Source organism: Microbacterium keratanolyticum, assembly GCF_016907255.1.
Taxonomy (GTDB): Bacteria; Actinomycetota; Actinomycetes; order Actinomycetales; family Microbacteriaceae; genus Microbacterium; species Microbacterium keratanolyticum.
The window spans coordinates 2,337,191-2,350,399 of the sequence record NZ_JAFBBQ010000001.1; the positions used below are offsets into that span (position 1 = coordinate 2,337,191).

The following is a 13,209-nucleotide window of genomic DNA, read 5'->3' on the forward strand; positions in this document are numbered from 1 at the left end:
AAGGGTCCCTCTTCCCGTCAGTTGACCGCAAAGGCCCCCATGACGTCTCTCACCCGTGCCAGCGTGAAGAATCGCCTTCTCGTCGCGCTCCTCACCGCCGCCGTCGCTCTCTTCGGACTGATCTCGATGGGAGCCCTCAAACAAGAGCTCATGCCATCCATGACGGTGCCGATGGCGGCTGTGTCGTTCACCTCCGACGGGCTGAGTTCCGCCGAGATGTCGCGCAGCGTGACCGAGCCCGCGGAGAAGGCGCTCATGACGGTCCCCGGAGTGAAGAACGTCACCTCGACGACGAGCGCGGGGAGCAGCCTGATCCAGGTCGAATGGGCGTTCGGCAAGGACGACGAGGAGACCCTGCGCACACTGCGAAGCACAGTCGACGCGTTGAAGCCGGTGCTGCCGACCGGCAGCGAATCGCAGGTCCTCTCCGGAGGGATGGACGGCATGCCCGCGATGGTGGTCAGCGTCGCGAGCACGAAGGACGACCCGGCATTCGGCGAGACGATCCAGACCACGGTCGTGCCTGCGCTGCAGGGCGTGGCCGGCGTGCAGCGCGTGGAGGTCGCGGGTCGCGACGAACAGCGGATCGTGATCGCGCTGCGTGCCGCGGATGTCGCCCGCCTCAAGGTGGAACCGGCGGGGATTCCCGCCGCGCTGCAAGCCTTCGGGGCCACCGCCCCGGCCGGCGAGGTCGCCGGCGCGGATGGCAAGGTGTCGGTGACGGTCGGCCAGGGCCTTGCCTCCGTGGAAGACATCCAGGCGCTGCCGATCGCTACCGCGGACGGCGTCGTGGCAGTGGCGGACTTCGCCGATGTGGCCCTTGAGACGGTTCCGCAGGGGAGCCTGTCGCGCGTGAACGGCAAGAGCGCGCTCACGCTGCAGATCCTGCCCGCACAGGGAGCGAACGTCGTCGACATCTCGCACGGCGTCAACGCGGAGCTGGATCGACTCGCACCGACGCTGCGTGCTGACTTCGTGACGGTGTTCGATCAGGCCCCGTACATCGAGCAGTCGATCAAGGACCTTTCGGTGGAGGGCGGGCTCGGCCTCATCTGCGCCGTGCTGGTGATTCTCGCGTTCCTGGGTTCGTGGCGTTCGACGATCATCGCGGCCGTGTCGATTCCGCTCTCGCTGCTGATCACCCTGATCGGGCTGCTGTGGAGCGGCAACACGCTCAACGTGCTCACGCTCGGCGCGCTCACGATCGCGATCGGGCGCGTCGTGGATGACTCGATCGTGGTGATCGAGAACATCACGCGCCGCCGCGGCAGCGGTCCACTCACGATCGAGGGCGTCGTCGCATCCGTGCGCCAGGTCGCCGGAGCGATCACGGCATCCACACTCACGACCGTCGCGGTCTTCGCGCCCATCGCGCTCGTCTCGGGGCTCACCGGTCAGCTCTTCCGGCCGTTCGCCATCACCGTGACGATCGCACTGCTGGCGTCTCTGCTCGTCGCTCTCACCGTGGTTCCCGTGCTCGCGTACTGGTTCCTCCGCAATCGGCCGGCGCATGGTGCGGCGACGGAGGATGCGACGACATCCGCTGAGCACGAGGACGACCTCGCCGAGATCCACACGCGGCCGGATCGTCTGCAGGGGGCGTTGATGCCTGCGCTCGCGGCGACGCGACGCCATCCGATCATCACCGTGGCAGCGGCGAGCGTGATCCTCGTTGCGACCCTCGGTATGAGTTCCCTTCTCCGCACTGACTTCCTCGGCTCGTCGGGGGCGGAGACCCTGCAACTGGTGCAGACGCCGCCGACGGACGCGAAGGCGGATCCGCTGGAGGTCGTCGAGCCCGTCGAGCGTGCGCTTGCGGAGGTGAAGGGTGTGCGTGATGTGATCACCGCCATCCCCGTCGCCAAGTCCGGTGAGCGCATGAACATCACCTACGACGTGATGCTGGCCAAGGGCGCGACGGTCGAGCAGGTCCGAGGTGATGTCGACAAGGCGCTGAAGAGCGTGAAGAATGCGGGCGACGTGCAGGTCGTCACACAGGATTCCTTCGCCGCCGGTGGGGCGATGACACTCCAGATCCGCGGCAATGACGCGGATGCGCTCGCCGCGGCGAGCGACCAGCTGCAGAAGCGCCTCGCGGATGCGGACGGCGTGCAGTCGGTACGCAGCGATGCCAAGGGGGAGCAGACGGTCGTGCGGGTGCAGCTCGACAAGATGCTGGCGGCGCGCCTCGGATTCGATCCGGGCAGCATCGCACAGACCATCCACGCCGCACTCGAAGGCCAGACCGTGGGGCAGATCGTCCTCGATGGGCGCGAGCACGCGATCCTCGTCCGCACGCCGGGCATGGAGAACACCGCGGACGCGCTGAGCACGCTCATGCTGCCGGTCACACCGCAGCAGACCGCGGAGGCGCGAAAGGTCGCCCAGGACCAGCTGACGGCGAAGGCAGAGGCGGAGATGGCGCAGGCGCGCAGCAAAGCCGAATCGCAGCTGAACTCGCAGATCTCGGATGCCGCCGACCAGCGCGCCCAGTTGGTGAGCCAGTCACAGGAGCTGAACGCGCAGTTGCAGGCGCTTGCGGCCGCTCCGATCGTGCCGGCCCCCTATGACGATCTGGATGAGGAGGCTGTGGCTCGCGCGCACCAGGAGCGCGCGGAGCAGCTGGCGGCCCTGCAGGGGGCGATCGCGGGAATGCAGGACGGGATCGCGGGCATCGACACGCAGATGTCGAGCCTGCGTGATGCGCAGCGTGAGGCATCCGATGCCGCCGCGGCGCAGGACGCCGCCACGCAGGAGCAGCGCGCGGCCATGGACATCACTGGCGCACCGATCCCGCTTTCGGCGATCGCCACGGTGACGGAGGAGAAGACCGCGCCCACGATCACGCGGGCCAACGGGGAGCGGCAGGTCGAGCTCACGATCGAACCGAAGAAGGGGGCGTTCGACGCCGCGGATGCCGCGATGCAGGACGCGATCGCGGAGGCCGAGCTTCCCGCGGGAGTCAGCTTCGTCGTCGGTGGCGTCGGCGCTGATCAGGACGAGGCGTTCGCTCAGCTGGGACTCGCGATGCTGGCCGCCATCCTCCTCGTGCTGCTCGTGATGGTGGCGACGTTCCGCAGCTTCCGCGGCCCGCTGGTGCTGCTGATCTCGATCCCGTTCGCCGCCACCGGCGCGTTGCTCGGTCTGCTTCTGACCGATACGGCGCTGGGCCTTCCGGCGATGATCGGTCTGCTCATGCTGATCGGCATCGTGGTCACGAACGCGATCGTGCTCATGGATCTCGTGGGACGCCTGCGAGCGGCCGGAGCCACACTGGACGAGGCGATCGAGCACGGCACGCGTCTGCGCCTGCGCCCGATCCTCATGACGGCAGCCGCGACGATCTTCGCGCTCGTGCCCATGGCCCTGGGGCTTACCGGTGGTGGGGTGTTCATCTCCAAGCCGCTTGCCATCGTGGTGATCGGCGGGCTCATCTCGTCGACGCTGCTGACGCTCATCCTCGTGCCGATTCTCTACGGATTCGTCGAGCGGCGCCATGACCGTGCCGTCGAGCGCCGTCTCGCCCGACGAGAAGCACGGCAGGCGCGGGCGCAGCGCGACAGCGAGGTGCAGATGGAGGAACTGCTCGAGACGTAGCGGTATCGGTGGTGCCCTCGACAGGATTCGAACCTGCGACCTGCCCTTTAGGAGAGGGCTGCTCTATCCTGCTGAGCTACGAGGGCATTGCGTCCGCATGAAACGACGAGGGCGCCCCGCCAGTCTAATCGACCGGTGCGGGGCGCCCTCGTCGCGTCGAGTCAGTGCGCTGCGGCGTACGCAGCCGTGATGTCGGCGGGGATGCGGCCTCGCTCCGAGACCTTGTAACCGTTGTCGAGCGCCCACGCACGGATTGCGGCGATCTCGTTGTTGCGCGGAGCGCGCTTCGCGGGAGTGGATGCTGCACGTGTCGCCGCGCGCGGTGCCCGGCGACCTGCTGAGATGTAGGGCTTCAGCGCATCGCGCAATGCCTGTGCATTGGCGTCGGTCACATCGATCTCATAAGCGGTGCCATCGAGTGAGAAATGTACTGTTTCTCCTTCTCCGGCCTCAAGAACGGTCCCGTCGATATCGTCGACGAGCTGATGAATGATTTTGCGTGCCATTCGGCAACAATACGTGCCGCAATTCGAGACGCGCAACGCGACGCACGGTGAATATCGTGCGCATCGGAGAATTCTGTTTTCGTCAGATACCTGAACAATTGGTTCAGGGGAGGAGTCCGCGCCTGCGCGCTCCCGCGACGGCGGCATGACGGGTGGAAGCCCCGAGCTTTGTCATCGCCGTTCCCAGATAGGCCTTCACCGTTCCTTCGCGAAGGCTCAGTTCTGCAGCGATTTCCGCATTTGTCAGGCCGAGCGCGGCGCAGGCGAGAACGTCGATTTCGCGCGGAGAGAGATGAATTGTCGTGACCGGCTGCGTGGCCGCCGATTCGGTATCGCCGGAGAGGGAGAGCAGACGATTCTCCAGAGAGGCGAGACGTGCTCTCAATGACGCATCTTTCAAAGCGGCCGAAATACTGCGCAATTCGGCGTAGCTCTCGCGCAGTTCTTCGCGCTGCACGGGAGTCAATGCGGGCGGCGCGGTGGCCGGAGTCGGCAGCGTGCGCATCCTCCGCTCGACTTCTTCGCGGACGCGGATCTCCGATGCGAGGAGCTCTGCGACCTGCACGGCTGGGGCTGTGCTGAGATCGCCCACCGGTGTCTCGGCCCACGCCCCCGCGTAGAGGACCCCACGGGAGCGTCCGCCCACGATGACCGGGATGGCCAGCAGTGTGCGCAGTCCCTCGCCGAGGACGAATCCGTCGTAGTCGTGCGTGATGAGCTGGGAGCTGCCGTAGTCGTGGGTCATTCGGGGGCGCAGCTCGGTCATCGCGCGGCCGCCGAGCCCGCGCTGTGGCTGCACACGCAGGCCCTCGAGGCTTCGCGTGCGGTTGCCGATGATGGCTGTGACGGCGACGGAGTTGCCGTCGAGCAGCCCGCCGAAAGCCACAGGAAAGCGGGTACGGCGAGCAAGCTCGCGTACTGCGTATGACAACAGCTGCGCGTCGGTGCCCATAGTTTCCATGGGATACATCGACTACCTACTTTCGGGAGTGTTGACCCGCTCCCCGGATTCGTAGCGTCGACGCTACCACTCGGATGCGCACGATGCACCGGGTGACTTTCCGACCATGTGGCAAGGAGGCCCCATGACCGAAACGACCGGAGAACCTGTGGCGACAGGTATTGATTATGTGGGCGTGCAGGAGTCGCCTCAGTTCCAGAAGCTGAAGCGGAATCAACGCTCGTTCATCTTCCCGCTCACGGCGATCTTCCTCATCTGGTACTTCGCCTACGTGCTGCTCGCGGCATTCGCGCCGGAGTTCATGGCGCAGCGCGTGTGGGGCGATGTCACCATAGGCCTGCTGTTGGGGCTGGGGCAGTTCGTGACCACATTCGCCATCACGATGGGTTATGTCGCTTTCGCGAACCGCACGCTTGACCCGCAGGCGCGGGCAATTCGCGAAGAGCTCGAAGCACAGGAGGCCCGCGCATGATGGTCTCGTCGGCTGCCGGAGGGACTCTCATGGAGAGCAATCCCGTCCTGAACATCTCAGTGTTCCTCGCGTTCGTCGCGGTGACCCTCTTCATCGTGATCCGCGCGAGCCGCAACAACAAGACAGCCGCGGACTACTACGCGGCCGGTCGCTCATTCACCGGCCCCCAGAACGGTTTCGCGATCGCGGGAGACTACCTGTCGGCCGCATCCTTCCTCGGGATCTGCGGAGCGATCGCCGTGAACGGATATGACGGATTCCTCTATTCGATCGGCTTTCTCGTCGCGTGGCTGGTCGCGCTTCTGCTGGTCGCGGAGCTCATGCGCAACACCGGCAAGTTCACCATGGCAGATGTGCTGTCGTTCCGCCTGAAGCAGCGTCCGGTGCGCATGGCGGCGGCGATCACGACGCTCGCGGTCTGCTTCTTCTATCTGCTCGCCCAGATGGCCGGTGCCGGCGGACTCGTGTCGCTGCTGCTCGGCATCGACGACAAGCTGGGCCAGTCGCTCGTCATCGCCATCGTCGGCGTGCTGATGATCCTGTACGTGCTGATCGGCGGCATGAAGGGCACCACCTGGGTGCAGATCGTGAAGGCGTTCCTGCTGATCGGCGGTGCGGCGGCGATGACGATCTGGGTCCTGGCGCTCAACGGATTCAACCTGAACACGCTGCTGGAGAGCGCCGTGGCGGCATCGGTGTCCGATCCGAAGGATGCCATCCTCGGCCCGGGTCTGAAGTACGGCGCCAACCCCTGGGACTTCATCTCCCTCGGACTCGCCCTCGTGCTCGGCACCGCGGGTCTGCCGCACGTGCTGATGCGCTTCTACACGGTCCCGACCGCGAAGGAGGCGCGGCGCTCGGTCGTCTGGGCGATCTGGCTGATCGGCATCTTCTACCTGTTCACGCTCGTGCTGGGCTACGGAGCCGGCGCGCTCGTCGGGCCTGACGTGATCGCAGCGGCACCCGGCGGCGTGAACTCCGCCGCGCCGCTGCTCGCGCTGTATCTCGGCGGACCCGTGCTCATGGGATTCATCTCGGCGGTGGCGTTCGCGACGATCCTCGCGGTCGTCGCCGGACTGACGATCACGGCTGCGGCGTCGTTCGCCCATGACATCTACGCCAACGTGGTGAAGAAGGGCAAGAACGGCGACGGTGTCTCTGATTCGGACGGCGAGGTCAAGGTCGCTCGCCGCACGGTCATCGTGATCGGCGTGCTGGCGATCCTCGGCGGCATCGGTGCGCAGGGTCAGAACATCGCGTTCCTCGTGGCGCTCGCGTTCGCCATCGCGGCGTCGGCGAACCTGCCGACGATCGTGTTCTCGCTGTTCTGGCGTCGATTCACGACGCGCGGCGCGGTGTGGAGCATGTACGGCGGTCTGACGGCGGCGGTCGTGCTCATCATCCTCTCGCCGGTCTTCTCGGGGTCCCCGACGTCGACCCTGCCGAATGTCGACTTCGCGATCTGGCCGTTGGAGAACCCGGGCATCCTCTCGATTCCGCTCGGTTTCTTCCTCGGATGGCTCGGATCCGTCACCGACAGGACCGTCGAGAGCCGCACTCTCGCCGCTGAGATGGAGGTGCGCTCGCTCACCGGCTTCGGTGCCGAGAAGGCCGTCGAGCACTGACGACCGTGTGAGGACGTGCCCGGTGAGCCCCGACCGAGAGGTCGGGGCTCACCGCTGCGAGGCGGGGATGCCGCGCTGGCGGGCAGAGTCGGCTTCAAGGTCGAGAAGGTAGCGCTTGCGCTCGGGGTGAGCGCCGTAGTGACCGGGGGAGCCGTCGCTCCGCACGACGCGGTGCACGGGAACCACGATCGAGAAGGGAGTCAGCCTGCAGGCTGTGCCGACAGCGCGGGCCGCTCCCGGGCTGCCTGCGAGGACGGCGACTTCGCCGTAGCTCGCGGTCTCGGCCCACGGGATCTCGCAGACCTCCTGGAGGGCACGCCTCGTGAAGCCGTCGGTGAGGGACCAATCCAGCGGGATCTCCTCGTCGAATCGCACCGGCTCGCCATCGAAGTAGGCGTCGAGGAGGTCGTTCAATGCCGCCGCATCGCCCGGGGCCGCGACCGGAGTGGAACGCAGCGCCCGACTGGCGCCGTCGAGGAGCCACGTCGCGGGGAAGTCGGACTCGGGAAGGTCGAAGCGAACGAGTCCGGCATCGGAGAACACGGCCAGCGCGTCGCCGAAGGGCGTCGGTGCGAAGTCGTAACGAAATGTCATGGATCCATCCTGCGTCGGCGCCGCACAGGTGGCGCGGTTGTCCGCGCGTCCGGGGAGAAGTCGAGAGAACGCCTCATCGGTGCAGAAAACGGCACGAATCGGGTGAAACTCGCTCACCTTACCGGAAGTCCGGGCAAGTCACGCATACTCTCTAGATGTGTGGCGACGTGACGGAAAGACCGCTGAAGCGGTAGAGGCAGAGTCCTCGACGACGCCAGCCGACGTCGAGATCGTGGAGGTGCCCGCTCCGCGCAGCGTGCACGCGGCTGCGGCCGAGCGACGTCGTCTGCGTGCGGAGGCGAAGGAGCTGGGAGGCTCTTCGCCGCTCATCAGCTACGTCGACACGGCGGAGGCGGGGATCGACATCTCCCGTGCGCACCCGGGCAGTCTGCCCCAGTTCATCACCGGCCGTTCGACGCTCCTCTCCAATCTCTTCCGTGACGAGGTCGGCCTGCGCACGGCCCGCTTGGCCGCTGAGCGGATCACCGCGAAGAACACCGAGCTGCGCACTGTGCGGGGCATCGAAGCCGTGCACCTCGCCGTCGGTCTCGCTGCATGGAAGCTCGGCGGTCGCTCATATGCGGCACCGGTGCTGCTGCGACCGCTGGCGATTCGACGGCACCACTCCGACTTCGAGCTGAAGTTGCACAGCGGCTTCTTCGTGAACCCCGAGCTCGTGCGCATTGCAAGTGAGCACTTCGGCATCACGATCGATCCGGATGCGCTCGCTGCGCTCGCGTACGACGGCGGCATCTTCAAGCCGCAGCCGGCGATTGACCAGCTTCGTGCCGCGACCGAGTCCATCGACACCTTCTCGGTGCAGCCGCGGATCGTCGTCTCGACCTTCGCGGACGTGGGGGCGGCGATGGCACGGGACGCGCACGATCTCGACCACACGCTTCTGAACGCTCTGGCCGGCCACGCCGCCGACCGTGAGGCGGTCACGGCGCCGCGGAAGACACCGACGATCATCAGCCCGGACGATCGCGCACCGGCATCCGACAACCTGCTGCTGGACGCGGATGACGAGCAGGAAGCGGTCCTCGCCAAGATCGCCGCCGGTCACTCTCTGACGATCGCGACGCTGCCCGGCACCGGTGGCACGCAGACTGTGATCAATGCGGCCGGCGAGCTCGTCCGCGCGGGCAAGCGCGTGCTGATCGTCTCGGCTCGCCGTTCGACCCTCGACGGCGTCCGGCATCGGCTCAGCGGCATCGGTCTCGACGGCTTCGCTGTCTCGCCGACGACGGTGCGTCGCGACCTCGTGCGCGCGATCGGCCGCAACGAGAAGGCGAAGGCCCCCAAGCTCGCGGAGATCGACGAGGCGCTCGTGCGTCTGCGCACGGTTCTGCGGGACTATCGCAGTGCGCTGGTCGACCGTGATCCGCAGCTCAAGGCCTCTGTCCTCGACGCCACCCGGGTGCTCACCCGTCTGGCGTCGCTGGAGACGCCGCCCACGACGACCGCGCGCCTCGATCGGCAGGCGCTCGCACGGCTTGCCGGCGACCGCACCCGCGCCGCGGAGGCGCTCGCGCTCGCCGCACGACTGGGCGAGTTCCGCTTCGGACCGGATGACTCGCCCTGGTACGGGGTCACGTTCTCTTCGACGGATGCGGCGCGCGCTGCGCACGCCCTCGCCGAGCGTCTTCACGGCACGAGCGTCCCGACACTGCTGGAGCGCGGCTACGAGATGGTCGCGCAGACGCATATGCGACCGTTCTCGACTATCAGCGAGCTGGGCGACTATCTGCGGCTTCTGCAGGGTATTCGTGACTCACTTGACCGCTTCAGTCCGACCGTCTTCGAGCGCCCTCTGGGGGAGCTGATCCAGGCGCACGGCTCCCGTCGGGATGCGCCGAACATGACGGGCGCGAACAGGCGGCGTCTGCGTCGCCTCGCGAAGGAGTACGTCCGCCCGGGCGCGCACGTCAGTGACATGCATGAGGCGCTGACGCGTCTGCAGATGCAGCGCACGCAGTGGCAGCGTCTGGTCAACGCCGGTGTCGCCCCTGAGGTGCCGCTGGGTCTGGCGGATGTGCAGGTGGCGTGGCAGCACGTGGAGGCGCAGCTCGCCGAACTCGATGCCGCCCTCGGGCGGCGTGAGCCTCTCGCGACGCTTCCGGTCGCGCGCCTCGTCCGCACGCTCGCCGGGCTCGCGGCGAAGTCGGATGTGTTCGACAACCTCGTCGAGCGCGCGCAGATCCGCGATGAACTCGCGGGACTCGGCCTGGAGCCGCTGCTCGTCGATCTGTCGGTGCGGCATGTCGCAGAAGACCGCGTCGGCGAAGAGCTGGAGTTCGCCTGGTGGCAGTCGCTCCTCGAACTCTCGCTGCAGCAGAACCGCGCACTGCTCGGTGCGAACACTGCCGTCGTCGATCGGCTGGAGAAGGACTTCCGACTCGTCGACGACGCCCACACGGCGGAGTCCGGCCCCCTGCTCGCCTGGCAGCTCGCGGGGCAGTGGCGCATCGGAATCGTCGACGAGAAGCAGGAGGCGGCGAACCTCCGGCGCGCGCTGACCGAGGGCAACGCCTCGACGGCAGAGATCGTCAGCGCCGCTCCCACCCTCATGCGTGCGCTGGCGCCGGTCTGGATTTCCTCGCCGTACCACGTCGTCGACATCCCCGACAGCGTCGAGTTCGACACGGTGCTGCTGGTGGATGCCGCAGCGATCAACCTCGCGGAGGCGACGCCGGCGATCCGTCGTGCCCGCCAGGTCGTCGCGATCGGGGACCCGGTCACGCAGCGGCCGACACCGTTCGAGGTCGCCACCGTCGCGTCTCCGGAGTGGGAGAGCGAGACGGCCTTCGATACCGTCTCCGCCTTCGAGCGTCTTGCGGAGCTCCTTCCGATCGTCACACTGACTCGCAGCTATCGCGCCGGTGGCGAAGACCTCGCAGAACTCATCAACGACGCGTTCTACGGCGGCGAGATCGTCTCACTGCCCTGGGCGGGCTCATACCTCGGGCGCGGCAGCCTGACCGTCGACTACGTCGAGGGCGGCACCGGAACTCCTGACCCCGTCTCGGGGGCCGTGGAGAGCCCGGATGCCGAGGTCGCCCGCGTCGTCACGCTTGTCGTCGAGCATGCGGTGCACCGCCCCAACGAGTCGCTCATGGTGATCACGGCGAGCCGCCGGCACTCTGAGCGCGTTCTCGCCGCCGTCACCGAGGCGTTCGCCGGTCGGGCGGACGTCGCAGACTTCGTGGGCCGCGATACGCCCGAGGCGTTCGCCGTCCTGACGCTCGAGGAGTCGGTGGCGGAGAGCCGCGACCGCGTCGTGTTCTCGCTCGGATTCGGTCTCACGAAGCACGGTCGCGTGCTGAGCGACTTCGGCGACCTCTCGACGCCGGACGGGGAGCGTCTGCTCACCGTCGGCATGACGCGCGCGCGTCGCTCGATGGTCATCGTCTCGTCGATCCGCCCCTCGTCGTTCGACGACGGCCGGCTCTCGCACGGGGCGGCCACCCTGATGTCGATCCTCGGGGGACTCGCCGCACGGGCCCGCGAGGCGCGTCTGGAAGATCTCGCCGATCCGCTCACGCTCGCTCTCGCCCGCGAACTGCGTCGCCTCGGCGCGTCCGTCGACGTCGACTACCGGGGTCTGCTGCCACTGGTCGCCCAGCACAAGGGCAAGGCGGTCGTGATCGAAGCGGATCCCGAGTCTCGTGGCGAATCGCTGCGTGAGTCGCTGCGTCTGCGTCCGCAGGTGCTACGCCGACTCGGCTGGCACTACATCCGTGTGCACGCCTTCGACCTGTACAGCGACCCGGCCTCGGTCGCGCGTCGGATCGCCGAGGTCCTCGGCATCTCCGCGTCCGCGCCTCCCGCCGAGACAGACACGCAGCCGATCGCGACGGTGCCGTCGAACGATGACTGAGTCCGAGCCGCGTCAGCGGATCGTGCGTGTCGCAGGCTCTCGTCGAGCGAAGCTGACCCCTGTTGCCGGCTCAGAGCCGGAGCCGGCTGTTGCGCGTGAGAACGACGAAGCGGCTGTATCCTCCGCCGGTGCGAAGGACACAGCCGCTTCCGGGCCGAACGATGCGCGTCTGCGCAATGAGGTTCCGCCCCACTACTGAGCGCGCCGCGCGGGACGTGTTTAGCTGCGGGCCTGGTTCTTCTCGAGCAGGTCGCGGATCTGGATGAGCAGCTCCTGCTCACTCGGGACGACCTCTTCGTCTTCGACGCCGGCCGCGATCTTGGCGGCACGGTGCTCCTTCCACTTGTTCATGGGAAGAACGAAGACGAAGTAGACCACGAGCGCGACCGCGAGGAAGCTGATGATCGCGGAGATCAGGTCGCCCAGCGGGAACGTGACGGGATCGCCGTAGATGTTGGTGATCGTGGGGCCGAACTTGCCCGCCTCATCCGCCTGGAAGAAGAGCGCGACGAGCGGGTTGATGATGCTGGCGACGACCGCGTTCACGATGGCCGTGAATGCACCGCCGATGACCACGGCCACGGCCAGGTCGATGACGTTGCCCTGGGCGATGAACTCCTTGAAACCCTTGAACACGGGTCCTCCTTTGACGTCGAACCTCAGGAAGTCGAGGTGCCGGTCGAGGCAGGCGCCGGGCTGGTGCTGCTCTTCGACTCAGACTTCGATGATGCCGAAGCGACGCTCGAATTGCCACCAGTGCCACGCGAATCGGTGCGATAGAAGCCGGAGCCGTTGAAGGTCACGCCGATGGATCCGTACTCTTTGCGCAGCGCGCCATGGCACTCGGGGCACTCTGTGAGTGCGGCGTCGGAGAAGCTCTGGACGGCGTCGAAGCGGTGCTCGCAGGCGGTGCAGCGGTAGGCATAGGTGGGCATGGTGATTCTCTGCGTTCTGTGCGGGGTGAGTCAGCGCGCGGATGCCGCGAGCGTGAGCGTTCGGGTGGGGGTGACGACACCCGTGACGGGCTGGTCGTGGAGGTCGGCGGGGACGCCGGGCAGGAACTCGGTGTCGTAGATGACCGCATACACCGGGGGAGTGCGCTCCATCGATCCGAGGGTCTTGTCGAAGTAGCCGCGTCCCCACCCCAGGCGCATGCCGGCTTCGTCGACCGCTGCGGCGGGAATGATCATGAGATCGACATCGCCGACCGCGATCGGTCCGAGCACCTCGCCGGTCGGCTCGTCGAGACCGTAGGCGCCGACGATCGTATCGTCGATGCTGCCGGCGACGGCCCAGTCGAGCAGTCCGTCGGCGCGGGTGATCGGTAACAGCACGCGGATGCCACGGGCAACAGCGGTCGCGAGGAACTCACGGGTTCCGGGCTCGGTCATCATCGACAGATAACAGGAGATCGACTGCGCGCCGTGCGCGCTGATCAGCTCATCGAGCTGTGCGGCGATGCCGACAGAGGCCGACTCGCGCTGCGACTCCGAGAGCAGCTGTCGGCGCTCGCGAATCTCCGCGCGGAGCGCACGCTTCTCATTGTCGATGTCATCGGACATGCCAATGAGTCT

The 13,209-nt window shown here is 67.1% G+C and carries 10 protein-coding genes and 1 tRNA gene; 4 read left to right on the plus strand and 7 right to left on the minus strand.

Annotation, left to right across the window (positions count from 1 at the left end; all coding sequences use genetic code 11):
* Window positions 1–39: 39 nt before the first annotated feature.
* Window positions 40–3,597: an efflux RND transporter permease subunit gene (locus JOD62_RS11300; protein WP_204939375.1), complete on the plus strand. Its 3,558-nt coding sequence runs from the start codon at window positions 40–42 to the stop codon at window positions 3,595–3,597.
* A gap of 9 nt (window positions 3,598–3,606) precedes the next feature.
* On the opposite strand, the gene JOD62_RS11305 is transcribed toward JOD62_RS11300, so the two are convergent.
* From JOD62_RS11305 to JOD62_RS11315, 3 genes are all read right to left on the minus strand, one after another.
* Window positions 3,607–3,683: transfer RNA gene (locus JOD62_RS11305), tRNA-Arg, on the minus strand.
* A gap of 75 nt (window positions 3,684–3,758) precedes the next feature.
* A complete protein-coding gene (locus tag JOD62_RS11310) occupies window positions 3,759–4,103 on the minus strand; it encodes a histone-like nucleoid-structuring protein Lsr2 (protein WP_204939376.1) in 345 nt (114 codons plus the stop codon).
* A gap of 103 nt (window positions 4,104–4,206) precedes the next feature.
* A complete protein-coding gene (locus tag JOD62_RS11315) occupies window positions 4,207–5,055 on the minus strand; it encodes a LuxR C-terminal-related transcriptional regulator (RefSeq protein ID WP_239526651.1) in 849 nt (282 codons plus the stop codon).
* A 133-nt stretch (window positions 5,056–5,188) separates the two neighbouring features.
* Here JOD62_RS11315 and JOD62_RS11320 point away from each other — a divergent pair, with 133 nt between their 5' ends.
* Both JOD62_RS11320 and JOD62_RS11325 read left to right on the plus strand, forming a co-directional pair.
* The gene (locus JOD62_RS11320) at window positions 5,189–5,536 is read left to right on the plus strand and encodes a DUF485 domain-containing protein (RefSeq protein ID WP_204939378.1); all 348 of its coding nucleotides are present in this window, start codon (window positions 5,189–5,191) and stop codon (window positions 5,534–5,536) included.
* A complete protein-coding gene (locus JOD62_RS11325) occupies window positions 5,533–7,161 on the plus strand; it encodes a solute symporter family protein (RefSeq protein ID WP_204939379.1) in 1,629 nt (542 codons plus the stop codon). Before JOD62_RS11320 ends, JOD62_RS11325 begins: the two co-directional genes overlap by 4 nt.
* A 48-nt stretch (window positions 7,162–7,209) precedes the next feature.
* Here the strand turns inward: JOD62_RS11325 and JOD62_RS11330 are convergent, their stop codons facing one another.
* On the minus strand, window positions 7,210–7,755 hold the full coding sequence (locus JOD62_RS11330; protein ID WP_204939380.1) for a methylated-DNA--[protein]-cysteine S-methyltransferase: 546 nt from the start codon (window positions 7,753–7,755) through the stop codon (window positions 7,210–7,212).
* Window positions 7,756–7,912: 157 nt separating this feature from the next.
* On the opposite strand from JOD62_RS11330, the gene JOD62_RS11335 reads away from it, so the two are divergent.
* A complete protein-coding gene (locus tag JOD62_RS11335; protein WP_271171518.1) occupies window positions 7,913–11,635 on the plus strand; it encodes an AAA family ATPase in 3,723 nt (1,240 codons plus the stop codon).
* 219 nt (window positions 11,636–11,854) lie between these two features.
* On the opposite strand, the gene mscL is transcribed toward JOD62_RS11335, so the two are convergent.
* The 3 genes from mscL to JOD62_RS11350 are packed head-to-tail and all read right to left on the minus strand — an operon-like array spanning window position 11,855 to window position 13,197.
* Window positions 11,855–12,271: a large conductance mechanosensitive channel protein MscL gene (gene mscL, locus JOD62_RS11340; protein WP_204939381.1), complete on the minus strand. Its 417-nt coding sequence runs from the start codon at window positions 12,269–12,271 to the stop codon at window positions 11,855–11,857.
* 23 nt (window positions 12,272–12,294) lie between these two features.
* Window positions 12,295–12,570, minus strand: coding sequence for an FmdB family zinc ribbon protein (locus JOD62_RS11345; protein WP_204939382.1), 276 nt, complete (start codon window positions 12,568–12,570; stop codon window positions 12,295–12,297).
* Between the two features lie 30 nt (window positions 12,571–12,600).
* Complete coding sequence (locus tag JOD62_RS11350) at window positions 12,601–13,197, minus strand: 5-formyltetrahydrofolate cyclo-ligase (RefSeq protein ID WP_204939383.1); 597 nt, start codon at window positions 13,195–13,197, stop codon at window positions 12,601–12,603.
* Window positions 13,198–13,209: the final 12 nt, after the last annotated feature.

Coding starts and splice junctions, on each gene's coding strand:
- JOD62_RS11325 (WP_204939379.1), top strand. CDS start 5,533: ATGATGGTCTCGTCGGCTGCCGGAGGGACTCTCATGGAGAGCAATCCC.
- JOD62_RS11345 (WP_204939382.1), bottom strand. CDS start 12,570: ATGCCCACCTATGCCTACCGCTGCACCGCCTGCGAGCACCGCTTCGAC.
- JOD62_RS11315 (WP_239526651.1), bottom strand. CDS start 5,055: ATGGGCACCGACGCGCAGCTGTTGTCATACGCAGTACGCGAGCTTGCT.
- JOD62_RS11300 (WP_204939375.1), top strand. CDS start 40: ATGACGTCTCTCACCCGTGCCAGCGTGAAGAATCGCCTTCTCGTCGCG.
- JOD62_RS11310 (WP_204939376.1), bottom strand. CDS start 4,103: ATGGCACGCAAAATCATTCATCAGCTCGTCGACGATATCGACGGGACC.
- JOD62_RS11320 (WP_204939378.1), top strand. CDS start 5,189: ATGACCGAAACGACCGGAGAACCTGTGGCGACAGGTATTGATTATGTG.
- JOD62_RS11350 (WP_204939383.1), bottom strand. CDS start 13,197: ATGTCCGATGACATCGACAATGAGAAGCGTGCGCTCCGCGCGGAGATT.
- JOD62_RS11330 (WP_204939380.1), bottom strand. CDS start 7,755: ATGACATTTCGTTACGACTTCGCACCGACGCCCTTCGGCGACGCGCTG.